This window comes from Spirosoma sp. 48-14, from assembly GCF_001898575.1.
GTDB lineage: Bacteria > Bacteroidota > Bacteroidia > Cytophagales > Spirosomataceae > Spirosoma.
This window is the reverse complement of the sequence record NZ_MKUD01000045.1, coordinates 141,382-166,113: the sequence shown is the minus strand read 5'-3', so window position 1 is coordinate 166,113 and position 24,732 is coordinate 141,382. Positions and strand designations below refer to the sequence as shown.

Genomic DNA, 24,732 nt, shown 5'->3' with positions numbered 1-24,732 from the left:
AGGGGGCTTCATTTCGCTCGTTCAACGAGCTTACCTATGTCACTACTGATTTGTTGGATGAAGTTGAGCTGCTCTTGTAGGGATGTGTCGTTTATGGGAGCAACCGACGATGCGGAGTCCAGTGCAATGGCCTCAGAAACGGGTTTCGTTTCGGCAGAGTCTAAACGGCGCAGGCTTTCGGTTAAGGTATGCAGAGCCCGCTTAACTGGGCGTAAGACCGGAGCTGGGTACGTTTTGGTCTCTCCGTTGAGTTGAGCCGAGGTAATGGTAGCGACATTGGCCGATAACACATGGTTCAGCACAACAAATTCGTAGATCAGTTTTTCGTTGCGTTGTTTGTGTTTAGGTTCTGAAAGCATACGCTCGAAGGCAGACCCCAGGTTGGCTGAAGTGACGTAAACCTCTTTTCGGGCTAGTTTGTAATCAACCAGCGCAATTGGGCGTCCTGACAGGCTATCGAGCAGGAGCTGAATATACCGAATGTTGGCCTTTAGTACCGCTTTCATCGGCTTTAGAAGCTGGTCCGACTCCCATTGCGGAAAGAGCAGATACCCAGCTATCAGGGCAATCGTTCCCCCCAGAAATGTATCAAATAAACGCTCTTCGGCTACGCCTAAATGGCTGACTCCCAGAAAGCTGAATAGGATGAGCACAAACGGCGTGACGCAGATCACCATCACAATATAGTAGGTTCGCTGCGTACTGTAGGTGCCCAGCATAAACAGCACCATGAACCAGAAATGAATGGTTTTGTCGGGGATGAATGTGAGTACCAGAACGCCCATCAGACCACCGACTAGCGTACCGATGATGCGTTCGATATTTCGCTGTTTGGTCAGGCTAAAAGCTGGCTTTAAAATAACGGCGATGGTCAGTAGCACCCAGTAGCTATGGTGGCCGTAGGGTAGGAGCTTGGTCAGGACGAAACCAATCAGCATCGCCAGCGATAATCGCACGGCATGCCGGAATACGGCCGAGTCGAATGTAAGATTGTCCCGAAACGATTTGAGGTCAATTTCCTGGTGCGATACAAATCGACCATATTCCAGATTATCAGCCTGAACAGGGTCAATAACGGGCATCGCCAGGTTGTTCTGTAAGGTTGCCAATCGTTGACTGACATTCCGCAGGCTAACCAGCACTTTTTTTAGAACCAGAGTACTACCTTCCTGATCGCCCAGCGAATCGATCCGCCGTTTTAACCGATCCAGGGCGAGGGTCATATCATCGGCCTGATGCATAGGAATTGGAACCGGCGACTGAATGGCTAACCCAATATGGTCGAGGGAAACGGATAAATGACGAATCAGCCGGGCAATCTTTTCCAGCACCCCCGACCCACCAAACCGTTCGCGAATGGCGGCATAGTCGTAGTACATGGCGGTAATCTGTTCGTACAGATCGACTACATCCACAAAGGTAAGCAAGAGCAGGCGGCCCGTCCGGGTCGATTCGGCTACAATACGACGACTTTTGAACAAGACTTCCCGAACGGCATCCTGCTTTTCACTCACCACGACCTGCTGGGTAATGAGTCGTCGATAGTCTTCGTCCAGATCGGTCGAAATGGTGTAAAAATCGGCTTTGATGGCCATTAGCTTTGCCATCTCATGAATGCATTGGCCGAGTGCCTGTTGCGCCAGACGGTACGGTTGTAATCGGGTTGCCAATAGACTGATTCCGGTATACCACAGCCCACCGATAAGTACGAAAAGGCTTTCGTGGATAACCCCGGCCGCATCAAGGGGGCGATCGAGCATCAGAATCATGATCAGTACAGCCGCCGTTCCGACCGAGGTCGCCCGATTACCATAGATGCCCAGCATGGAAAAGAAAAAACTGAACAGCAGAATTTCAACCCCCAGACTATATGAATTCATCCGGGCGAAACCTGTGATGAGCGTCACCAGAAACGCAAACAGAACGGTAACGGTCATGCCATTACGTCGGTGGGCAACCGGGCCCGGAGCATCGCTGATACTGACATTTAAAGCGCCCAGCGACATAGCCAGGCCCGTCTGAAGCTGACCAAACTGCATGAACAGCAGCGAAGGCAGCAAAATAGAGAGCGTAGTACGCAACCCGTCAGAAAAGTACTGACTGGACAAGAAGTAACTAACCTGCCGGGTGCGTTTGTTCATGCGGTGAGTAATTGGTTAAATCGTTGGGGCAACATCGGACTTGCGTTCACCAATCTGTTGCCGCCACATGGCGTAATATAGACCTTTCTGCGTTAACAATGCATCGTGGCTACCCGTCTCAACGATCTTCCCTTTTTCAAGGACAAAAATGGTGTTGGCGTGCATAATTGTTGATAAACGGTGAGCAATTAAAATTGTAATTTGCTCATGAAGTGCCGAAACGCTTCGAACGGTATCGGTAATTTCTTCTTCGGTCAGTGAATCAAGGGCCGAAGTTGCTTCGTCAAAAATCAGCAGACGGGGATGCCGAACCAAGGCCCTCGCAATTGACAGCCGCTGTTTTTCCCCACCCGACATCTTCAGTCCGCCTTCGCCAATGGGGGTATCGAGCCCCTTCCCGGATCGGGTTAACAGATGCTCTGCGGCTGCTTTATCCAGCGCATCGAGCATGTCGGCCTCGGTAGCGTCGGGTTTGACGAAAACCAGGTTTTCGCGGATAGTGCCCGAAAATAAATGCGTTTCCTGCGTAACAAACCCAATTTGCCGACGCATGGGGTTAAATCGAAGATCTTTGGTAGAAATGTCGTTGTAATAAATGTCACCGTCGACGGGTCGATACAGGCCAACCAGCAGTTTGACCATCGTCGATTTCCCTGAGCCCGACGGCCCAACAAACGCAATGGTGTCGCCTAATGATGCTTCGAACGAGACCCCATCGATCGCGTTCTGATTGGCTCCTGTATGCCGGAAAACCACATTCTCAAAGCGCAGGTGTTCGATAGGACCTACTTCGACGGCAGCTTCCGGGTTCCGCTCGATGGGTTTCTCCATTAGTTTTTCGAAGCTGTTCAAGCCCGCTTCGGCTTCCCGATAGGCCAGAATGATGTTACCCAGATCCTGTAGCGGGTTGAAGATCGAGACAGAAATGAACTGCATGGAAATCAACTCGCCGGTGCTGAGCACGTTCCGAAAAATAAGCCACAAAAGGGTGAATAAAACCGACTGTTTCAGCACATTCAGCGTCGTACTTTGCCAGAACGTCAGCAGTCTGACTCGACGGACCTTGGTCATTTCCAGGTCAAAAATGCGGGCTGTCAAGCCTTTCAGCCGACGAATTTCAGGAAAGGTCAGACCAAGGCTTTTTATTAGTTCGATATTGCGCAGCGATTCCGTAATGACACCCGAAAGCAGCGCCGTTTCCCGATTGATAGTACGCTGCGTGGTTTTGATTTGTTTGCTGAGCAGGCCAGTCAGGCCGCCCAGGAGTAATACCCCAATCAGAAAGACGGGTATAAGCGCCCAGTGTTTCGTGATGGCGTACCAGATCAGAAACCCCATACCGACAACGGACGAAAACAGCACATTGACGAAGGAGTTGATAAACTTCTCGGTGTCGGTCCGAACCTTTTGAAGTGTCGATAGCGTAGCCCCACTGCTTTGATCACCAAATTCCTGGTACGATAGCCGGAGCGTTTGGCGCAGCCCCGCATCGAAAATATCGGTTCCGAATCGCTGAACGACCAGACGGGTGAAGTATTCCTGAAACGCTTTGGTGATGTTCGACAGAATGGCTACGCCAACAGCAATAGCCAGCAAGTGGAGTACGCCGTTGACTTTTTCCGACTCAGTTTTCTGACCGGGATGGGTGGCGTACTGGTCAATGATTTTACCGAAAATGATGGGATCGACCAGAGCAAGAATCTGTGCAACACCTGCCAGTGCCAGCGCAGCCAGCGCCAACCACCGATAAGGCCTTAGATACTGCCAGAGAATGCGCATACAAGAATGAATACTGGATAATGTAAAATGAATAATGGCGTGAGAGAAAGAGTCTCTTCACACTTTACTTATCCATTATTCATTTTACATTGTTCAGTATTCATTAATAATTGTCCAGTTCCTGAATACGGGCCAGGTGGCGACCACCTTCAAATGGCGTATCCAGCCAGATCTGAACCAGCTTCAGCGCCGTTTCCTGGCTCATCATCCGTTCGCCCAGCGAAATCACATTGGCATCGTTATGCTGCCGACACAGCCGGGCCGACTCTTCATTCCAGCATAGCCCACAACGAACACCCCGAACCCGGTTGGCGGCTATGGCTTCTCCATTGCCTGAGCCACCCAGTACAACACCACGTTCGACCTCACCAGCGGCAACGGCTTCGGCAACCGGACGGATAAACAGGGGATAATCGACAGAAGGCGTGGCGGCATAGGTTCCCTTATCGATTACGTCGTGACCCAGGTCGATAAGCATTTGTTTGATGGCTTCTTTGTACTGGAAACCGGCATGATCGGAGCCAATGGCAATTTTCATCTGGTAAGCTTGATTAGTAAAAAGTAAATGTATTCCTGCAAAATTAGCCTGTAGTTTGATGGCTTAGGCATGCATACGAAGAAAAGTCTTGCACTATGATGAATTTCTGAGGTTCATTATAGTGCAAGACTTTTGATTAAGTTGGAGCAACGCGTTATTGACGGATGTGCTGATTTACAATTGATTGTAAAATAGACTCAGAAAGAGGCTTGGCGTAATACCCCTTAATATCTGGCAACAGCGCTGCCCGTTTGGTATCGAGCGGGTTGAGTGAGGTAGTCAGCACCAGAACGGCATGCTGGCATTTCAGTTGATCATCCAGCTGCTGATATCGTTCCAGAAACTCGAATCCATTCATGCCCGGCAGGTTAATATCTGTCAGAATAAAATCAGGGCGTACATAGTCAGGATGGGCGGTATCGGTCAGGTACCGCAGAGCTTCTGTACCGGTTGTAGTAATCCGTACCTGATCGCACAAACCAGAGTCGTCGATCACGATTTGATGCAGAAAGTTATCGTCGGGGTCGTCGTCAACCAGTAGAATGCACCGAATCGGTTTGGGCATAATGATGCGTCGTTTTAATGTTTTTAGGAATAGTAAAGAAAAAGGTCGAGCCTACGTTAGGCTCACTCTCAATCCAGATTTGCCCACCGTAAATATGGACAACTTTTTTACAGGTTGCTAATCCGATACCCGTGCCTGAATATTCATGTCGCCCGTGCAGCCGTTGGAAAATCTGAAAAACCCGATCGAAATACTGAGGCTCAATCCCAATACCATTGTCCCGAATTGCAAAACAGAACTGATCCGACTCGTCAACAGCCCGGATTGTAATCTGTGGTGACACACCCGGTTTACGATATTTCAGACTGTTCGATATCAGATTTTGAAATACCTGTTTCAGATCAGTGGGATGGGCCGTAAGGATAGGAAGCGGCCCAACATCCAGTTTGGCTCCACTCGCCTGAATTTCTTCCTGTTGTTCTTCCAGTATATCTGCTACGATCTGATTCAGATGAACCTGTGTAAAAACTACATTTGAACCCACGCGCGAAAAGTCAAGCAGGTCGTCAATTAAGGTACGCATCCGTTCGGCCGCACTCATCGAAATGGTGATCAGTTTGCGGGCATCTTCAGAAAGCTGCGGTGTATACTTATTGTTTAATAAATTTAGGTAATTGAAAATAGTTTTTAAAGGCGACTGCAAATCGTGCGATGCCACGTAGGCAAACTGCTGCAACTCTTCGTTCGATCGGGTCAGTTCCAGAACGGCCTGTTGCCGAAAGGATAACTCACGCTCGTATTCTTTTGATGTCCGGAGGCCCACAGCTTCGTTGAAATACCGGAATAGCGCCAGGACTGTAGCAATGGAAACAAGGCCCGTCAGAAAGCGTACCAGGGCGCTGATCCGGTAAATGGGTACCCAGAAAATGATCGCATCCAGCAGATGGGTTAGCCCGCAGAGTAGAATAAACGCACCGAAGAGCCAGAAAACGCCGGGTAGTGGTACTCCTTTTTTAACAAACAGATACCGAACCAGAATGAGTGGAATGACCATATAGGCCAGCCAGATCATGAGATCGGAGCCAATATAGAGCCAGCCATGAAAATCGGTCCAGTTGCCGCAAAACCAGCGGGGAGGCCAGTCGCTCGAGTCAGTGAGTCGTCGGAAAAAGTCAATGACCTGCTCCATAAGAAGACCTTAAAAGTACAGTTTACGTAAACGGTAGACTTGGTTTTAACCGTTAAAGGTACTTCGGTAAATTAAATAATTGAGGGCAGAATGAACAAAAAAGTTAATTGAATCGGTTTGAGGGAATAAGTGCAAAGGTCATGCCGATGCTCTGCACAACGCAAACACATTTAAACTTGTTCGACAACGGGAAGGCGGGTAACTTGCACCGTCTTTCTGTCAGACAACAATCCGTTTTCTAATGATTCCTGCAACTAACCAGCGTCCGGCTGCTACTATACTGTTTATATTCGGCGGCAGTGGCGATTTGAACCTGCGTAAACTTACTCCCGCTCTCTACAATCTATACCTCGACAAATACCTGTCCGATCGGTTCGCCGTTGTTGGGCTTGGTCGGAGTAATTATACAGATGAGTCGTTTCGGGAGCGCCTGCTCGAAGGGGTCCAATCGTTCTCCCGGCGGAAGAATGGCCCTGACGATGCCTGGAAGTCGTTTGCTCCAATGGTATCGTATCTTCAGATGGATGCTGGGGATAAAGCTTCCTACACGAAGTTGTCAGATTTTGTCGCTGACCGGGAGAAGGAATGGGGCGTTCAGGCCAATGTGGTGTTTTACCTGGCCGTAGCTCCTCAACTGGTGCCGGGCATTGCCACCAATTTGGGGAAACTTCCACTTTGCGGGGATAAATCGCGGGTTCGTATTGTGGTTGAGAAACCGTTCGGACGTGATCTCAAGACTGCCCAGGAATTGAATGCCTTGCTAGGTGGGTTGTTTGCCGAAGAGCAGATTTACCGCATCGACCATTATCTGGGCAAGGAAACGGTTCAGAATATTCTGGCGCTTCGGTTTGCCAACTCTCTGTTCGAGCCGATCTGGAACCGTCGTTATGTCGATTATGTACAGATTACTGCGGCTGAAACCGTAGGGCTGGAAGGCCGTGGCGGGTACTATGAAGGCTCTGGTGCGCTGCGCGATATGATTCAGAACCACCTGCTTCAGGTCTTGTGCATGGTCGCTACGGAAGCACCGATCTCGTTTGATGCCAACGAGGTGCGAAACAAAAAAGTGGATGTGCTGAACGCCATTCGTCGCATAAAGCCCGAAGAGGTAAAAGATGTGGCTGTGCGTGGACAATATGGTCCCGGCGAAAAAGACGGCAAGCCGATTCCAGGTTACCGGGAGGAGGAAGGGGTTAAACCCGATTCGACGACCGAAACGTTTGCGGCTGTCAAGCTGTTTGTCGACAACTGGCGGTGGGAGGATGTGCCTTTCTACCTGCGAACGGGGAAGTCGTTGCCCGAAAAAGCGACAGTCATTACCATTCAGTTCAAGCCTGCTCCCTATTACGCTTTCCCATCCGAGGCCACCCATAGCTGGCAGTCGAATCGGCTGACGATCGGTATTCAGCCTGGTATGGATATTCGCTTGCGGTTCCAGGCCAAGCGGCCCGGTCAGACACTCGCTATCGATCCAGTCGAAATGGTGTTTAGCTACAAAGATGCCTATGCTGGTCAGGAACCCGAAGCATACGAGACGTTGCTACTTGATGTAATGACGGGCGATGCCACCCTGTTTATGCGGGCCGATCAGGTCGAAGCTGCCTGGAAAGTCGTTACGCCCATTCTCGATGCCTGGGAGTCCGAAACGCCCGATTTTCCTAACTACACGCCTGGTTCATGGGGGCCCGAAGCAGCTATGCAACTCGTTGAGAAAGATGGATTTCACTGGATGATGAAATAAGTAAACAGTTCACGCGTCAGCCAACTGTGAACTATGAACAGAAAATTGTAAACTGTTACTATGACCAGCCAACTTGCTGCCCTTTTTGTCGATGATCAGACGCTACCGTGGGAAACGGTAGGCGAGGGGGTGAAGCGTAAAATTATGACCTACGATGCCAACCTGATGATGGTCAAAGTAGCCTTCGAGACGGGTGGTATCGGTACCCCACACAGCCACCATCATACGCAGATGAGTTATGTGGCCAGTGGAGCTTTCGATATTACCATCGGTGACGAAACTCGAACGGTTCGAGAAGGTGATGCCTATTACATTCCATCGAATGTCTGGCACGGCGCTGTCTGCGTCGACGCGGGTGTACTGGTCGATATTTTTACGCCTATGCGCGAAGATTTCGTGAGTAAATAAGGCTTTTAAACACGGAGGCACAGCAAACACAGAGCGGTTGAAACTGAAACCCTGTGTTCGCTGTGCCTCCGTGTTTGACCCCAAACTATTAATTTATGCAACTGATTGTAAAAAAGAATCCAGCCGATCTGGCAAAAGCAGCGGCCGAGTTTATTACAAAGCGGATCAAGGACGTACTTAAAAAACAGGATCGGTTTACGATTGCGTTATCGGGGGGCAGCACACCCAAAGCCTTACATGAACTGCTGGCCAAATCGCCTTATGTCGAGCAAATTCCGTGGTTACAGTTGCATGTCTTCTGGGGCGACGAACGCTACGTACCGATCGATGATCCACAGAACAATGCCGGTATGGCTTATGATACATTGCTGGGTCACGTCTACACACCTGAATCGCAGATACACGTTTGGCGCACCGACCTGGAGCCTGATGCGGCTGCGGCCGATTACGACCGGGTTTTACATGACTATTTCGGGGAATCTGGCCCAACGTTCGATCTGGTACTGCTCGGTATGGGCGACGATGGACATACACTCTCCCTGTTTCCCGGCACCGAAGTCGTACATGAACAAACGGCCTGGACAAAAGCCTATTTCCTGACTCAGCAGACTATGTACCGGCTTACGCTGACCGCGCCTATTGTGAACCGGGCCAGTTGCATAGCGTTTCTGGTAGCTGGGCCCAAGAAAGCGGTACCGCTTAAGGAAGTACTGGAAGGTGAATACAACCCCGATCAATATCCATCGCAGGTTATCAAACCAACGCAGGGTGAACTCGTCTGGCTGGTCGATGCCCAGGCGGCTGAATTGATAACAAAGAAATAAACTGAAATTGAACCGCCAGGACGCGAAGACGCAAAGAATTGGAAAATAATAAACGGTTCTTTGTGCCCTCGCGTCCTTGCGGTTCAATCATTTGCAACGGGTTACAAGCCTATCTGCCATGAATACCGTCGTTTTTGAGTCACCGCTGGGTTTAGTTCGCATTTCGGGTGATGTCGATGGCGTCTCGGTAATATCCTGTACTGATGTCTCTCAAACCGAAGAAGCATCGGTAGACAAGGCAGATCTGGCAATCGCTGAGCCGGTTCAGCAGGCAGTACAGCAATTGCAGGAATATTTTGCCGGGACGAGGCAATCGTTTGACTTTCTGCTGAATCCGGCAGGAACCGAATTTCAGCAAACGGTTTGGAAGGCGTTGCTCAATGTACCGTTTGGGACAACACAATCCTACCTGGCCTTATCACGACGTATTGGCGATGAAAAAGCGATTCGGGCCGTAGCAGCCGCTAACGGACGCAATCCTCTCTGGATAGTTGTTCCCTGTCATCGGATCATTGGTTCAGACGGATCATTAACAGGATATGCCGGTGGACTATGGCGGAAGAAGTGGTTGCTGGAACACGAAGGAGCCTTCGCCAAATCGTCGCAGTTGAGTCTGTTCTAACGTAGAGACGCCATACCTGGCGTCTCCTGACCGGATGGTCTTACGGTTTCGTTGACGCGCAGGAGACATGACTGGCCCAAAGAAGACGCCAGGTATGACAGGTATGGCTGGCGCATAGGAGACGCCAGGTATGACAGGTATAGCTGGCGCATGGGAGACGCCAGGTATGGCGTCTCTACGGGCTGTACCCCTAAAACAATTCACTTAAATAGACGGCTACCCCTGCTGAGATTCGGAATGAGGTTACATCTGCCTTTTGATTGAGATCGAAGCCATTCAACGAGACAGGGTATTTGCCCAGGGTCTGAAAGCTGCCGTTTAAGGTGATGGCTACCGGAAGCGATACAAAATATTGAAGGCCAGCGCCCACATGTAAGCCTCCGCCTTTAAAAAGCAAATTATCCCGCCCACCACTTACGTTGAGTACCTGATCGGCTTTGCCCGTTTGGTATACATAGCCAAGTTCGGCATAAGGACGCAGGGCACGCGTAGTGGCCGAGAAATTAAAACGAACTCCGCCCGTCAGGTGGGAAAAATGAAACGATTTACCCGCAATTTTATCCGGGTTCAGGCTTGTGTAATCGTACTGGCCGAATACTTCATAGCGTTGGTTCAGACCATAGCCAATCCGCCCACCAATGCCGGGCCCGGAGCCTGCATTTTCGTCCAGAAATTGAAAGTAATCCGACGACCAGCCCATGTAATGCCCCTGTAAACTCAGACTCAGCCCTTCGGTAGTTGACCGCTGGCGGATGGTTTGCGCCTGAAGGTTGCTGAATGAAAGAAAACTCAGGCAGAGAAGTAAACAAGAAAAGCGAAGGAATTGCATGAGGATGATGCGTTAAATCAGGTGAATAAATGGTTAGAGCTAAAAATTCAGAACATCGTCGCCAGTGCGAACCTCGAAGGTTTGGCCGGGGCGAAACACAACCGCCTGTCCTTTGGCTTCGTCGCTGATAGTGGCTGATCGGAGGGCAATTCGTTTGCCATTGATGGCGTCAACGCTATTAATACGAAACTCCAGTAAACTTCGTTTGCGGAACATTTCGCCATCGGCTCGTTTGATGCGACTTACTTCGCCATAGGCAGTAGCCCCACTCTGGATAACGACTTCGCCATCGCTAATGACCGGTTCAGTAACCCGAAAACGAATGGATTGGCCCTCCTGTGAGGCATCCGACGACAGCCCTTCTACCAGCGCCAGATTGACCCGAAGGCGTCGGATGGCAATTGATTTTCGAGCCGTTGTTTTCGGCGCAACTGTCTCGGGGGCCGATTCGGATTTGGTAACTGGGGTGGCTGTATTGGCAGGCGTTTCGGATGGTGCAACTGGCGATCCAGCCACCGATTTTTTTACCTCTACAGGCCCGGCTATATAGTGCCTTGGGGCTACCGTTTTCGGTTGTGGAGCTTTCTCTTTCGTCTCTACCGGAGCGGGCGTTACTGTTTTGGGTTGTGTAGGTGGAGGAACTGAAACGGTGGTTGGTGTTTCCTGAGCTAGTGTAACCTCAGTCAGATGTTGATCGGTCGTCGTTTCGGGTTGCTTGGGCTTCAGTTTTATGTCCTCTTTCGGCACAATTGTCTGCGTTTGATCGGCTGTGGTTTGTGGTTTATCGGTCTGGTCGAAAACGATCAGACCAATGAACAGAAACGCCACCAGCGTAAGGCCACCCGCCAGTAAGGTTTGCCAGTTGTCGGAAGCCCAGCGCATAACTGGTTGAATCCTGCCAGACTCGGTGGCGGCTGGCGTTACTTTTGTTGCGGCCAGTACCGTTTGCCGAACAGGCTGGATATTCCACACATCGGTTGTTGGTGCGGGCGTTGAAGCGGCCAGTTTGGAGGGATCGAGGATGGCCAGTTGCGAATAATACGGTTGAAGCGCCTTCTGAAACTCCTTAGCATCGGCAAACCGTTTGGTTGGATTTTTATCGAGGGCTTTGTGGACAATGGCTTCCAGTTCTTTGGGAACCTGTGGATTCAGCTTCCGAAGCGCAGTAGGTTTTTCCTGAACGATAGCCTGCATCAGCGCATAATCGGTACGGCTGGCAAACGGGAGTTTTCCAGAAAGTAATTCATACAGGAGAATCCCCATCGCGTAGATGTCGGAAGCGGCTGAGGGAGCTTCTCCCTGTACTAGTTCGGGAGCCATGTATTCGAGCGTGCCGACAATACGGTTTACCTGAGTCAGTCGTTGGTTGCCGATCACGCGGGCAATGCCAAAATCCATCAGCTTTACCGTCCCTTCGGGGGTCAGCATCAGATTGGCAGGTTTGATATCACGGTGTAAGATACCTTTCCGGTGGGCATGAGAAAGGCCCTCAAGACCTTGTCTGACAATTTCGGCGGCTACTGGAGCGGGTAAAGCCCCTGCTTTACGGATCAGCGCTTCCAGGCTGTCGCCCTCCACAAATTCCATGGCCATGAAATAGTCCGACCCATCCTGCAAAAAGTTGTAAACGACGGCTATGTTGGGATGGTTGAGCCGGGCCAGAATCAGCGCTTCGTTGCGGAAGCGCTCCATAAACGAGGTCTGGCTGACGAGGTGTGTATGCAACATCTTGACGGCTACGGGACGTTCGAGATGTGTATCGATGGCCTGATAAACGGTACCCATCCCGCCCTCGCCCAGCAGCGATTCAACGCGGTAGTGGTGGATTAAGCGGCCTCTCATGGGAGATTGCATGGTCGTAGTCATTGAGGAAGTTCGACATCACGAGTGAAAGGTAAATCGAATTCGCGGGTTTCTTTGGGGGTGGCCCCTGCGTCGGCGTCGATGCGCTCGGCCAGTACAATCGTGATGTTGTCATGCCCTCCCCGGTTCTTGGCCATAGCCACCAGCTCGTCAGCAGCATCGTGGAGGTCGGCCTGTTGCAACACGCGGATAAAATCGGCTTCCAGGCAGTATTCATACAGGCCATCGGAACAGAGCATCAGTCGATCGCCCTGATCGAACGGGAGAATGCAGCGCCCTAGATCGACCCGAATATCGGCTTTGGTGCCCATGGCCTGGGTGAGTACGTTACGTTCCGGATGACTGGCTGCGGCTTCGGGCGTTATACCGCCTTTTCGCAGTAATTCCTGAATATAGGTGTGATCCTGGGTTAACTGAATCAACTGACCCGATTTGAACAGATAAGCCCGACTATCGCCAACATGGGCAAAATAAATCTGGTGGTCGTGGACAACGATGGCTGTGCAGGTGGTGCCCATACCCCGGAACGTATCGTGCAGTCGGGCCTCGTCAAAAATCTGGCGGTTGGCCACCTGAAACGCCCGGCCCAGGCTTTTCTCGATGGTTTCGGCATGCTGAAAATATTCCCGGTTTATGATTTCGGCGGCCATCTGACTCGCCACTTCACCGGCCAGATGGCCACCCATGCCGTCAGCGACTAGCAGCAGGTGCCCTTTTATTCGCCGAAGCCCTTCATCGGCCAGCCGGACAAACAACCCGGTATCTTCATTATTCTGGCGGACATTCCCCAGGTCGGAAACCACCACAGCGTTGATCTCATCGGCCGACGGCGTAGGGGCTGGTGGCGTGGCTTCCTGAGCTGGTTGTTCAAGTTCCGATTCGGCTGTTTCCGGCATCGTTGTTGGCTCGTCTTGCCCAAATAGCCATTTGAAGAAATTTTTCATGCTGATGTCGTTGCTATCGGTCGAAATAACACTGATAAATGTCTTTAACTTGGGGTGGTATGGTGTATTGCTGTTCAACACCCCGGTAACGAATGGTAATGGGTGTAGGCTGACCAGGGGTTCGGTTTACCACAAATGGCTCCTGCGATTGCACGCTGCCGTCGGGCGAAACCAGTTCAAGCTCATAATCAGCGTTAAGTACTTCGACTTTTACCTGCTCATACCGAACAGGCGGTTTTACAGGTGTATCCTTTGGGCGATTGATTAATTCGGGCTCGTTCTGCGGACTATTCAGCCAAACCACTAGACCGATCCCTGCTACAATTGCAACCAGCCAGTACCGAAACGATTGACTGGCAAAAGACCAGTCGACGGGGGGCAGGCTGAATTGGGCCAACGCTTTTTCGAGCATAAAGCCCGATTCAACCGGGTGATCCAGCAGTGATTCAATCGTATCGGCGGCCGGTCTTTTGGCCGAATTTACAGATAAACACTGGCAAATCAAGTTGGATAGCGCGGGTGAAATGGTCGGGTTAAGTAATTGAGGGCGTGTGAATTGTGCTCGTTCGATTTGTTGACGTAGCAGAAGCGGATTGGCTGAGTTGAACGGTAAATGGCCGGTTGTCATTTCGTAAAGCATAACGCCCAGTGCCCACATATCCGATTTGGAATCGACCTGCCCCCGGAACTGCTCAGGGGCCATAAATTCGGTGGTTCCAACGGCATACCCTACTTTCGTTAACTGAGGGCTGTACTGGCCTTTGGCAATCCCGAAATCGACTAGCTTGACCTGACCGTTGGGCTGGATCTGAACATTGGAAGGTTTCAGATCTCGGTGTACAATGCCCGTTTGGTGCAGGTAAGCCATGGCGTTAGCAATTTGTCTAATAATGCGGGTGGCTTCTTCATTACTCAGTCGGCCTTTCCGTTGAATCAGCGCATCAAGCGACAGACCGTTAATCCATTCAATAACCAAAGCCGGACGATCATCTAACAAGCTGAAATCGTACAGCGCAGCAATGTTCGGATGCGAGATCGAGGCTTGTACCAGGGCTTCGTTGCGGAACCGGGCGGCAAATTCGGGCCGATACAACACTTTGATGGCTGCCTGTCGGCCTGTTTCACCATGAGTGCCCTTGAACACTTCACCCATACCACCGGCCCCTACATACTCAGTCAGGCGGTAGCCAGCAACAGTGCGATTTAGGAAGGAGTGAGTGGGTGACATGACGTTGGTAGGATTTTCGGTTGTTTGATTTCGGCTTATGGTAGCGAATGCCGTTGCGCTACCATAAGCCGTTTACTGTTCACTGTTTCTATTCAACCACTTGCCGACGGCCCATTAATTCCAGTCCGTATTTGATGGGGATAGCGAAGGTGATGCGTGTGGCATCGCCACTGTTGGTGCTGGCAGAGAAGATCCCGATTGTATTGCCATTTTTGTCGAATACAGGGCCACCGCTGTTACCTGCTCCTGTTGCGTTGGCGGTCAATTGATAGTAGTCGCCAAATTCGCTGTAGTAAGCGGCTGCTTTACCGGCGGCCTGACCACGAATCAGCTTGCCAATGTAGCCGGGAGTTACCGTTGCATCAGGGACTTTCACAATTTGTGGATTACGATTCGAGAAGTCGGACGAGTACTCACCGACGAACACATCAGGCGAGATGCCGGGGTAACCCATTACCGTTATTGGCTGACCTGGAGCAATCGTTTTATCGGCATCGAGCACTTTTACAGGTGTGAGCGATTCGCCAATGTCGATCTTGATGACGGCCACATCATGCTTCTGCGAAACGATGGGCTTACCCTGCGCCGGAAACCGCTGTTCGTTTTTGTTGAAGGTGACATCCATGTACGTGTTGACGCCATCGATGATTTTCCCCGACATCGGTTTCTTGCCGAAGAACTGGGTTTCGCCGGGTACCCACCGGAATTCCTGAACGGGCTGAGCACTGATTTCCCATCCTTTGGCTCCCTGAACCAGCAGAATACCAGGGAAAGCATCCTGTGGAAAGCTATAGTATGAATTCCAGGCGGCTGCTACGTGCCGGTTCGTCATAATATGCCCCTGTGGCGACATCACAAATCCGGTTCCGCTGGCGCCCACCATTGCAATGGGTTTTCCAACGGCCACATCGCGTTTCAGGCCCAGCAGCGGTTCAATTTTGCCCGGTGCAGTTTCAATGTAAACGGCTTTGTTAATGATCGAACCATCTTGTTGTTTGATCGGCATATACTCGTGGTAAATGTCTTCGCCCGTGGTATGAACCAGTTTGTAGCCAAATTCAATGAACACAACTTTAGCCGTATTTTCCGAAGCGATCTGTTCGGGGCTCAGCCCATCTTTAACGGGTTCGATAATTTTCGTGGTGTCGTGCTGGTGAATCGTTATCGTTTTAACTTCCGGCTTGATTTTGTCTTTGAATGCATAGGCTAGGCCAGAGAGGACAACCAGCAGAGCGGCAACGCCTACCAGCACCGACTTATTGGTTTTCCGGCGCTCGGTCATCATCATCCGCTCCACCGTTTGTTTGCCCAGGCCTACTTTCTGTGGAACCGCCACATCATTGTCATTTGCAGAAGCAGCCGCAACGGTTTCGGCAAGGCTCAGTTCGGTAGTGGGTTTGATAGACGTTGGAATATCGACTACACGAGTGCTCATCATCAGCTCAGCCGGACGAGGGTTCAGATCGAACTGGAATACCGGGCCTCCCTGACCTAACTGGATTTCGTCGCCGGGTTGAATCGGGGCCGAACCAGCAATGCGGCTTTTGTTGACGAAAATTCCATTCCGTGAACTGTTATCAACGACCGTGAAGGTGAACTCTTTACCCGCTTCCCGGACAATTTTGCCATGTTCGCGAGAGACGGCTGCGTCGCGTTCGGGGTCGAACCGCACCACATTGGTAGACGCCCGGCCGAAGGTTAGTTCATTGTACTTCTTGTAATCGAACTCTTCGACTTGATTAGCTTTGGTGCCAGAGAGGTGGCGGATTACGTAGCGGTTTACAATCGTTGCCATGATTTCGTATCTATCTTGAGGTGAAAAGTTGTTGTCGTTTTGACTGATACAAAGTTGGCGGATGGGGCCTCGGTGGGAAATCGGGAAATGCCCGGATTTCCGTTCAGAAAAACCTATATTTTGTATCTATAGGAAAACCTGTAGATTTACGTAAAGAGTGAAAGAGCGAACGAGTGAAAGAACGGAAAGGCTTTACTAATGAGGTAGTTGTCTAGCTTATTGGCCTTATCGCGCACCCTCCATCCGCTCGTTCACTCGTTCGCTCCTTCGCTCTTTTCCCCCATGCGCTACCTCTTCTTTCTCTGCCTGAGCTGTACGATGGCTGTTGCACAGAATCCTATCATTGATTCGTTAAAGACCCAGCTAACCAAATTGCCTGCCGATAGTAATCGTGTAAAAACGATGCACGAACTGGCAACCAACCTGTGGTGGAATGGGTACGATTCACTAGCTCGACAAACACTCATGCAGGCGATGCAGGTGGCCCAAAAAGTAGCTTATAAGCCAGGAGAGATCCGCGCCCGACTCGCGCTGGCCCGAATCGAAGCTGATTACCTGTCCAATACTAAATCGGCCCATGCTCAGTTGGACACAGCGTTGAAAATGGCTACGACCATTCATGATTTATCGCTGGAGGGGCAAGTGTATTTACGACGGGCGCAACTCTATGAAAACATCATGGACAAGCTGCCTCAGGCGCGGACTCTTCTGGAGCAGTCGTTGAAAAAATTTCAGCAGGGACACGACCAGAAATGGGAAGCGCAAGCTTACAACGAAATGGCGATCATGAAAATGGGCGAAGGAAACTATGTAGGAGCTATTAACCTCTGGCTGAATGCCCGACGCCTTCAGGAGAAGATTCAGGACTGGAAAGGCTTACGGTCGACGTTGCCCAATCTGGGGGCTGTATACATTAAACTCAATCGCTACGACGAAGCTATGGCCTGTTTTACCGAAGCTAAGGCCGTTGCCAAGCGATTAAACGATCAGATGGTACAGTACTTCCTGACGGGTCGGCAGGCGGAAATTATGGAACGCAAAGGGCAGTATGCCAAAGCGTTACCGCTCATGCTAGGGTTGGTAAAGGCCTACTCTGACCCCTATCAGCCAGCTTCACTGGCCAGAGCCTATGGCATAACCGGACGGTTGTATATTGAGCTTAAGCAGTATGATAAGGCACTAGCGTACAGCAAACGGGCCCAGGAAACTTATCGGAAGACCGTGGAAGATGTCCAGGATGCTGTTGAGCACAACGCGCAGAGTAATTTCGGGAAGATATATCTGGCTTTAAAACAGTACGATAAAGCGGCTGCTTCGGCTAAAGTTGGTCTCGACTGGACAAAGGGCGTGAAAGAGATGCGTCCCGAACGAACGGAATATATCCGGCAATTGGCCGAAGCCTACGACCACTTGGGCCAGCCAGTGAAGGCACTTACGTATTATAAATGGTACAAGGCAGAAGCTGATACCATGCTCAATGAAGAGGCTATGCAAAAGGCAACGGTTGCCAGCATGACCTATGAATTTGAGAAAAAACAGCAGGGGGTTCGGCTGAAACAGGCCGAGCAGGAAGCCCGGATTCAGTCGCTGGAAAACGATAAACTCGAACAACTCCGCAATTTTCTGATTGCCCTGCTGGTTGCGGCTGCGGGTATTCTGGGGTATGTGTTCTGGTCGAATCGGCAGTTGAAGGTTAAAAATGAAGAACTTTCGCAAAAGAACGCAGAGATTGAAGCGGCCCTTTATCGCGGCCAGACCATCGAACGGAAGCGGGTAGCCAGTGAATTGCACGACAGTGTAGCCGCCAAAGTGTCGGCCCTGAAATGGCGATTTGAGGCCTTCGATACCGACAGCTTCGACGATCAGCAACTTCGAGAGCACAACCGGTTGCTGGATCATCTGGGTGAGGTGTACGACGATATTCGGGCGATCTCGCATAATCTCATGCCGGAAATTCTGGAAAAGCAGGGATTGCAGGCTGCCCTTATCAAGCTGACCGATACATTGAATGTCCAGAATCGTACGAAGTTTCAGCTAGCTGTAGAAGAGTCGGGGGAGGATGTGCGCGGGAAAACGGCTTATGAACTCTACGCCATCACGCTCGAACTGGTCAACAACATTCTTAAGCATGCCAAAGCGCGTCAGGCCGATATTACGCTGGCCCGTCAGAATGGAATTCTGGCCCTAACCGTTCAGGACGATGGACAGGGTATTGTTTCTGGAAAAGCGAGAAACGGTATTGGCCTACAGAACATTCAATCGCGTCTGGAGCGGCTGGGTGGCACCTGCCAGATCGCCAACCGCGAACAGGGCGGCACGCAGGTAAACGTACAAATTCCGTTGGCTGCGTAGTATGTCATCGCTCATAGATCAATTGCTTCTGCTGATTGACTGTTCGCTTGAAATACGGATTTTTATGGCATTTTCTAAGGTATTCTAGACAATGTGCTTTAAACGTTTTTATTGGATAGTTTTTACTGCAGATTTAATCAAACTTTTACAGTCATCAGGGGCAATTGAATAGCAACGATGGTGCCAGTTGGTTGATTTTCTGCGCTTGCTTTATCGATGATGGTTACAGCACTTTGCTTGCCTGTCTGCTGACTGATGAGCTGGAGCCGTTCTTCGGTTACTTTCAGGCCAACACTTTTGTGCGACGAAACCGTTCGGCTTTTTAACTCACTCGCTTTCTGGCGCCCGACCCCATCATCTTCGACAATACATTGTAACCCTGCTCCATTCTGTCGAACGGAGACGTGTATATGTCCTCTGCTGGGTTTATGCGCGATACCATGCAGGATCGAGTTTTCGATATACGGCTGAATAATCATGGGAGGAATTGAAACGCTCTCCTGCGCAATTGTCGCATCGGTTTCAACTGAAAAATCGAACTTATTGTCAAACCGAAGCTGTTCGAGTTCGAGGTAAAGTTCCAACTGTTCGAGTTCGCTGGCCAGGGTCACCCACTCCTGGCGGGAGTTTTCCAGAATCAGCCGCATCAACCGGGAAAACTTTACCAGAAACTTGTCGGCATTGTCGCTATCGTTTTGGAGAACGAACAAGCGGATGGCATTCAGTGAGTTATACAGAAAGTGGGGGTTCATCTGCGACCGAAGGGCCTTCATTTGAACGGCCGACATCTGCTGTTGGAGTTTTTCGTTCTCCAGTTCGGCTTCAACCTGCTCCCGGTGGTGTTGTTCCCGTTCGCGAGCTAGCTCCTGTTCGATGATGGCACTTTGGATAGCTCCCCGTCGCTGACGGTAGCCCAGAAGGAGAGTAAAACAGATCAATTCGCCAAGAATTCCAAACTCCAGATAGCTCAACGGCGAGTATAGGAACGAATCCGGGTTCAGCTTATACACTTCACCAATTGACATAACCATGGAGGCAATCGCTCCTAGTAGAAGTAAACCAGAGCCCAGGGCCAGGTAGCGGGGCACGGTGCCTTCCAGCCGATTGATTTTGGGAATGGCGTAGGTGGCTAAAGCAATGATGAGCAACCGGATGACCGTGTGTGCACTATTGAAGATAGCCTCATTCCAGTAACCAAAACACAGAAGGCCAATTAGTAAGACGTAGGCTAGAATGACAATCCGGCCAATCCGAAACAGTTTCAACAGAAACGGAATGGTGCTCTGTAGGTTGACCAGTGCATCGATGAAATCGAAGTAGATAACATACGCCAGCATGGGAGCAGTGCCACGAACGAAATTCTGCATACTGGGTGAAGTATATACATAAATGCCGTTGAGCCGAAGACCGAAGTACACCAGCCAGGCCAGCATATAAACGGCATACAACCCATAGATCCGTTCGCGGTAGATATTCCACTGCACGAGGTTAAGCAATAAAATCGAGCTGACCATGCCTGTAAACAGCAGGTTCCAGGTCGTAAAATGCATGAAATGAACTTGATTTGTTGCAGAATCTGGTCGAATAACCAGCAATATAAAGTTTCTAGGGGAATCTTACAGAGATGGTGCCACTATTTAAACCGGAGTAATTTTTGGAATGATTAATTAGAAATTCTCCAGATACGATGAACAGCTTTGATTAATAAAATAGCTTTCTGGGGAAGCTCTTGTGCAGGGCCTACCGCCCATGGGTTTACCCCGGTCATGATGTAATAATGGCTGACGGTTCTGGGCAACTGACTTGAGGTATAGAAGTTCCGAAAATGGGATCATACTACAATATTGATAAAAACAGGAAAACTTAGCTTCGTCCGAAAAGCAGTGATCTCTATCTAAATAATAACAAAGTGGCAGGTACTGTTGAAGTAATTTCAGCGGGAGCATAAGTGAACTTGTGGGGTTGCGAAGGAGTAATAAAAACGACGTTAAAAGGAGGAAAAGTAAGCGTCGGCGCCCCCGGATTGAGTCTGAAATCAGCTCCCTGATCCTATGACTAAGTGTATAAAATTGAAAAGATATCTAGGCATATAATCGACGAACATAGCCTGTTAATGGCATTGTGACCTGCAAAAAGCGGGAACAAACAGGAATCTTTACTGTAGAAAAAGCCAAAAGAATAGGAGTATATTTCTAAAAAGATAGTTATTTTGTAGGACACTGAATGATCTTGAAAAGTATGGAAGCATCTGAGCAGCATGATGGCAACCAAAGTGGTATCAGACCTTCCAGAAATGATGAGCAGCTTTGCTGGGATAGTTTTCGATCGGGAAATGAGCAGGCCTTTACACGTATTTCCGTCACGTACTACCGGCAACTCATTCACTACGGACTTAAATTTACACCTAATGTCCAGTTTGTTGAAGATGCTCTACAGGATTTACTGATTCACCTTTGGGTGCACCACGACTCTATTGGCCCTACAGCATCCGTGAAGTTCTATCTGATGAAGGCCTTCCGGCATCAGCTATTTAAAAATTTGAAACGGCTGGGCTCCGAACAGCTTACCGACTGGACAACTGATTTTTCGACACCTGACAGCTGGGTTGAAAACACAGGGATCAGCCAGGTAGAGAATCAGGAAGGGGAAAACACTTTCGACTATTTGTTATCATTAGTACCGGCAAGGCAGCGAGAGGTGCTCTACCTTCGCTATTACCAGGGGCTTTCCGTCGATGAGATTGCCCAACTGCTGGTTATTCAGCCCCAGTCAGTGAGCAATCTGCTGCAACGAGCGTTAATCAAGCTTCGGCAGCATTGGCCAGTACCCGTATTACTTTCGCTGATACTTCTTCTGTTTGAGTAAGCCAACGGGTTAGTCCTGCCTTGTTTGATGCTTTCGTGCTATTTTTTGAAAAAAACAGACAAAAAAGTGAGTATCCAGTAGCTGCAAATCGGATAATAGCTATTGAAGGCCCATTGAGCGTCTTCGGCTATTATGAAGAACCTTGTAGAATTACAGCATTTACTGGAAAATCCTCGTTTTCGGGATTGGGTATTAAGTGCTGGACAAGTCGATAACGCGTACTGGGAACAATGGCTGAACACAGACCCTACCCGTATAACGTTAGTAGATGAAGCCCGTACCATTCTGATCAGCCTGCAGGACAAGCCTGTTTCTTACTCGGATGACTACATCAGCCAGCGGGTAGAGCTGGCATTGGCCAAAGCCAAAGAACAGCTTGTCGACTCGGAAAAACAATCATCTGCAACGATTTATCCGTTCTGGAGCTGGATCAACCGAAAACAGTCGGCCTGGGTTGCTGCCGCATCAATCATTCTTATTATCGGAACTGGCCTTATTTATTTCTGGCAAACACAGCAGGGCGTCTCGACTTATGTTTACGCAGATCAGATTGCCCGCCACAAGGGCGTCCTAAAGGAAGTCGTCAATGAGCGAAGTAAGCCCATGACCGTATGGCTTCCAGATCATAGCTCGGTCGTTTTATTCACCAATAGCCGCTTAAGCTACCCACCCGAATTTAAGGGCCCCAATCGGGAAGTCTACCTGAGTGGTGAAGCGTTCTTTGAAGTGGCCAAAAATGCAAATAAACCGTTTTTCGTATATGCCAATGAGCTGGTAACCAAGGTGCTGGGTACCAGCTTCAGCATTCGCGCTTTTGCCAGCCAGGCCAATGTAGACGTCGTGGTCAAGAGTGGCAAAGTAGCTGTTTTCGCCCAGAGCGATCAGCGGGCACCTGTTCTGAAAAATAGCCGGGAGCTTACAGGAATGGTTCTTTTACCGAATCAGCAGGCAACGTTCCACCGATCGGAGGTACGCCTTACCCGAAACCTTGTCGATTCGCCAACGTTACTGTCCATCCCAATTGAAAACCAGCATTTTAAATTTTCAGGAACGCCTATCAACCAGGTCTTTGCGACACTGGAAAATGCTTACGGAGTCGATATCGTCTTCGACGAAGAAGTAATGGCCTCCTGCAGCATCACGGCTACCCTCGAGGATGAACCTCTTTTTACAAAACTAAACTGGATTTGCTCGATCATTGAGGCCAAGTACGTAGTGACCGATGGCCAGATTGTTGTCAGCGGCAAACCGTGCAACTAACTGAACCTGACCTTACCATTGGCATGACCATACAGACGAACTCCTCCTGATCAGACACCATAAAAAAAGGTGAATGATGTTCCAGCATCATTCACCCCGAAGCCCCATTTGTCGCAGCTAAACGAACGTCCTGTTAAGGATGCAGGGTTTCATTTTGCCAAATTTTCCAGAATCCAGCAAAACAATCAAAAGTATGAAATTAACGATACCTCCGGGTGATTTTGTTAAAAAAATCATGAAGATCAGTCTTCTTCAACTCCTAATAACCATGCTGGTGGGGGGCATGGCACTGGCCCACGATAGTCATGCTCAGGAAGTGCTTGAGCGGACGGTAACCCTGCAAAGTCGACAACAGCCGATATCGGCGGTGTTGACAAAGATTGAAAAAGTAGCTGGTGTCAGTTTTATGTATAGCCCTGAGCTGATTCAGTCAGCCCGTAAAATCACCATCCTGGCCCAGCAAAAGCGGCTTTCTGACGTCCTTCTCGAAATCTTAACTCCGCTCAGGATCAAATACGAGGTTTCGGGTAGCCAGATTTTGCTGAGCCGGGCACCGGATACGGGTTTTATCGATACGCCAGAACAAGAACTGGACCCGCTCCTCGCTACCGATATTACCGTAACAGGGTCGGTTACGGATGCAAAAGGCGAAGAATTACCGGGCGTCAGTGTCGTCGTTAAGGGAACGTCACGGGGTACTACGACCAATAATAAAGGGAAATATAGCCTGAGTATCCCCAACGGCAATGCCACGCTCGTTTTCAGTTTTGTTGGATACACGCCCAAAGAAGTTGCGGTCGGAAACCGTATTCTGGTCAATGTGACGCTCCTGGAAGATGAGAAATCACTGGATGAGGTAGTGGTTGTTGGATACGGCGAATTGAAGAAAAGCGATGTGACAGGTTCAGTAGCCAGTTTGAAGGTAGAAGGCAATGAAGACAAACCGTTAACATCGGTCGATCAACTCATACAAGGGCGCGTATCCGGGGTACAGATAACTCAGAATTCGGGTGCGCCCGGATCTGGCATGACCTTCCTGATCCGTGGGGCGACTTCGGTAACGGGCTCCAACCAGCCACTCATCATTCTGGACGGCTATCCTGTGGAAACCGACCAACGGAGTCTTTCGCCTAACACCGGCACCAGCTTCTGGGAGTCCTCAGTTCCTCCCACGAATCCGTTGGCTGCCATCAATCCCAACGACATTGAATCCATTGAAATTCTGAAAGATGCCTCGTCAACGGCCATCTATGGGTCGCGCGGGGCCAATGGGGTGGTATTGATAACGACGAAGCGGGGAAAGTTGAAAAGAGATCAGTTCAACTACTCGTTTCGGATGGACTTTAGTTACCTGCCCAAGAAAATTGATGTGCTCCATACGCCTGACTTTATCCAATATGCGAATGAAGGAGCCATCAATAGCAAGCGAGACTCCGTCTATAAGTCGGCCCAAATTCCGGATCTGTTGAAAACCGATTATTTCTGGCAGGATCTTATTATTCAACAGGGTATTACGAAAGATCATCAGCTGTCGTTCTCTGGGGGCGACGAGAAAACGAAATATTCAATCTCTGGCAATTATTTCAGCCAGCAGGGGATTATCAAGAACTCTTCCTTTGACCGGGGCTCAATCCGAATCAATATTGATCGGCAGGTTCTGCCCAGGCTGAAAGTGTTTGGAAGCTTTAGTGGCACGATCAACGAAAACCGATCCACCCAGCAATCAAACTCAAATGGCGACCAGTCGGGATCGGCCATTACGGGAGCCTTACGGTTCCGCCCCCTTGTTGTACCCTTTGCGCCCGGTACGGATGATGAACCCGAATTATCCGTAGAAGGCAACCCACTC

Annotated in this window: 19 protein-coding genes; 8 read left to right on the top strand and 11 right to left on the bottom strand. The window is 49.9% G+C overall.

Annotated elements, in window-relative coordinates:
- Nucleotides 1-8 precede the first annotated feature (8 nt).
- The 5 genes from BGO59_RS22895 to BGO59_RS22875 form a co-directional block, all read right to left on the bottom strand.
- Nucleotides 9-2,141 (bottom strand): FUSC family membrane protein, encoded by a 2,133-nt coding sequence (locus BGO59_RS22895; RefSeq protein WP_293687088.1) that lies wholly within the window; start codon nt 2,139-2,141, stop codon nt 9-11.
- A gap of 15 nt (nt 2,142-2,156) precedes the next feature.
- Complete coding sequence (locus BGO59_RS22890; protein ID WP_293687086.1) at nt 2,157-3,920, bottom strand: ABC transporter ATP-binding protein; 1,764 nt, start codon at nt 3,918-3,920, stop codon at nt 2,157-2,159.
- Between the two features lie 103 nt (nt 3,921-4,023).
- On the bottom strand, nt 4,024-4,458 hold the full coding sequence (locus BGO59_RS22885) for a ribose-5-phosphate isomerase (RefSeq protein WP_293687084.1): 435 nt from the start codon (nt 4,456-4,458) through the stop codon (nt 4,024-4,026).
- Nucleotides 4,459-4,612: 154 nt separating this feature from the next.
- Nucleotides 4,613-5,023: a response regulator gene (locus BGO59_RS22880; RefSeq protein ID WP_293687082.1), complete on the bottom strand. Its 411-nt coding sequence runs from the start codon at nt 5,021-5,023 to the stop codon at nt 4,613-4,615.
- The gene (locus BGO59_RS22875) at nt 4,989-6,152 is read right to left on the bottom strand and encodes an ATP-binding protein (protein ID WP_293687080.1); all 1,164 of its coding nucleotides are present in this window, start codon (nt 6,150-6,152) and stop codon (nt 4,989-4,991) included. The genes BGO59_RS22880 and BGO59_RS22875 overlap by 35 nt, the downstream gene beginning before the upstream one ends.
- A 241-nt stretch (nt 6,153-6,393) precedes the next feature.
- Between BGO59_RS22875 and zwf the strand changes: the two genes are divergently transcribed.
- The 4 genes from zwf (at nt 6,394) to BGO59_RS22855 (ending at nt 9,747) form a co-directional block, all read left to right on the top strand.
- Nucleotides 6,394-7,893: a glucose-6-phosphate dehydrogenase gene (gene zwf, locus BGO59_RS22870; RefSeq protein ID WP_293687078.1), complete on the top strand. Its 1,500-nt coding sequence runs from the start codon at nt 6,394-6,396 to the stop codon at nt 7,891-7,893.
- 60 nt (nt 7,894-7,953) lie between these two features.
- Complete coding sequence (locus BGO59_RS22865; RefSeq protein WP_293687076.1) at nt 7,954-8,301, top strand: cupin domain-containing protein; 348 nt, start codon at nt 7,954-7,956, stop codon at nt 8,299-8,301.
- Nucleotides 8,302-8,396: 95 nt separating this feature from the next.
- On the top strand, nt 8,397-9,125 hold the full coding sequence (gene pgl / locus BGO59_RS22860; protein WP_293687074.1) for a 6-phosphogluconolactonase: 729 nt from the start codon (nt 8,397-8,399) through the stop codon (nt 9,123-9,125).
- 118 nt (nt 9,126-9,243) lie between these two features.
- A complete protein-coding gene (locus BGO59_RS22855) occupies nt 9,244-9,747 on the top strand; it encodes a methylated-DNA--[protein]-cysteine S-methyltransferase (protein WP_293687072.1) in 504 nt (167 codons plus the stop codon).
- A gap of 190 nt (nt 9,748-9,937) precedes the next feature.
- On the opposite strand, the gene BGO59_RS22850 is transcribed toward BGO59_RS22855, so the two are convergent.
- The 5 genes from BGO59_RS22850 to BGO59_RS22830 form a co-directional block, all read right to left on the bottom strand.
- On the bottom strand, nt 9,938-10,576 hold the full coding sequence (locus BGO59_RS22850; RefSeq protein ID WP_293687070.1) for an outer membrane beta-barrel protein: 639 nt from the start codon (nt 10,574-10,576) through the stop codon (nt 9,938-9,940).
- 39 nt (nt 10,577-10,615) lie between these two features.
- Nucleotides 10,616-12,418: a serine/threonine-protein kinase gene (locus BGO59_RS22845; RefSeq protein ID WP_293687068.1), complete on the bottom strand. Its 1,803-nt coding sequence runs from the start codon at nt 12,416-12,418 to the stop codon at nt 10,616-10,618.
- A gap of 20 nt (nt 12,419-12,438) precedes the next feature.
- The gene (locus BGO59_RS22840) at nt 12,439-13,383 is read right to left on the bottom strand and encodes a Stp1/IreP family PP2C-type Ser/Thr phosphatase (RefSeq protein ID WP_293687067.1); all 945 of its coding nucleotides are present in this window, start codon (nt 13,381-13,383) and stop codon (nt 12,439-12,441) included.
- Between the two features lie 13 nt (nt 13,384-13,396).
- Nucleotides 13,397-14,611: a serine/threonine-protein kinase gene (locus BGO59_RS22835; protein ID WP_293687065.1), complete on the bottom strand. Its 1,215-nt coding sequence runs from the start codon at nt 14,609-14,611 to the stop codon at nt 13,397-13,399.
- Between the two features lie 88 nt (nt 14,612-14,699).
- A complete protein-coding gene (locus BGO59_RS22830) occupies nt 14,700-16,406 on the bottom strand; it encodes a trypsin-like peptidase domain-containing protein (RefSeq protein ID WP_293687063.1) in 1,707 nt (568 codons plus the stop codon).
- Nucleotides 16,407-16,688: 282 nt separating this feature from the next.
- On the opposite strand from BGO59_RS22830, the gene BGO59_RS22825 reads away from it, so the two are divergent.
- Nucleotides 16,689-18,758, top strand: coding sequence for a tetratricopeptide repeat protein (locus BGO59_RS22825; protein WP_293687061.1), 2,070 nt, complete (start codon nt 16,689-16,691; stop codon nt 18,756-18,758).
- A gap of 137 nt (nt 18,759-18,895) precedes the next feature.
- On the opposite strand, the gene BGO59_RS22820 is transcribed toward BGO59_RS22825, so the two are convergent.
- A complete protein-coding gene (locus BGO59_RS22820; protein ID WP_293687059.1) occupies nt 18,896-20,308 on the bottom strand; it encodes a sensor histidine kinase in 1,413 nt (470 codons plus the stop codon).
- A 688-nt stretch (nt 20,309-20,996) separates the two neighbouring features.
- Between BGO59_RS22820 and BGO59_RS22815 the strand changes: the two genes are divergently transcribed.
- From BGO59_RS22815 to BGO59_RS22805, 3 genes are all read left to right on the top strand, one after another.
- Nucleotides 20,997-21,623: a sigma-70 family RNA polymerase sigma factor gene (locus BGO59_RS22815; RefSeq protein ID WP_293687057.1), complete on the top strand. Its 627-nt coding sequence runs from the start codon at nt 20,997-20,999 to the stop codon at nt 21,621-21,623.
- 132 nt (nt 21,624-21,755) lie between these two features.
- Nucleotides 21,756-22,883, top strand: a complete 1,128-nt coding sequence (locus BGO59_RS22810; RefSeq protein WP_293687055.1) for a FecR family protein — start codon at nt 21,756-21,758, stop codon at nt 22,881-22,883.
- Between the two features lie 193 nt (nt 22,884-23,076).
- Nucleotides 23,077-24,732: SusC/RagA family TonB-linked outer membrane protein (locus BGO59_RS22805; protein WP_293687053.1), on the top strand; the 1,656-nt coding region annotated here is incomplete at its 3' end.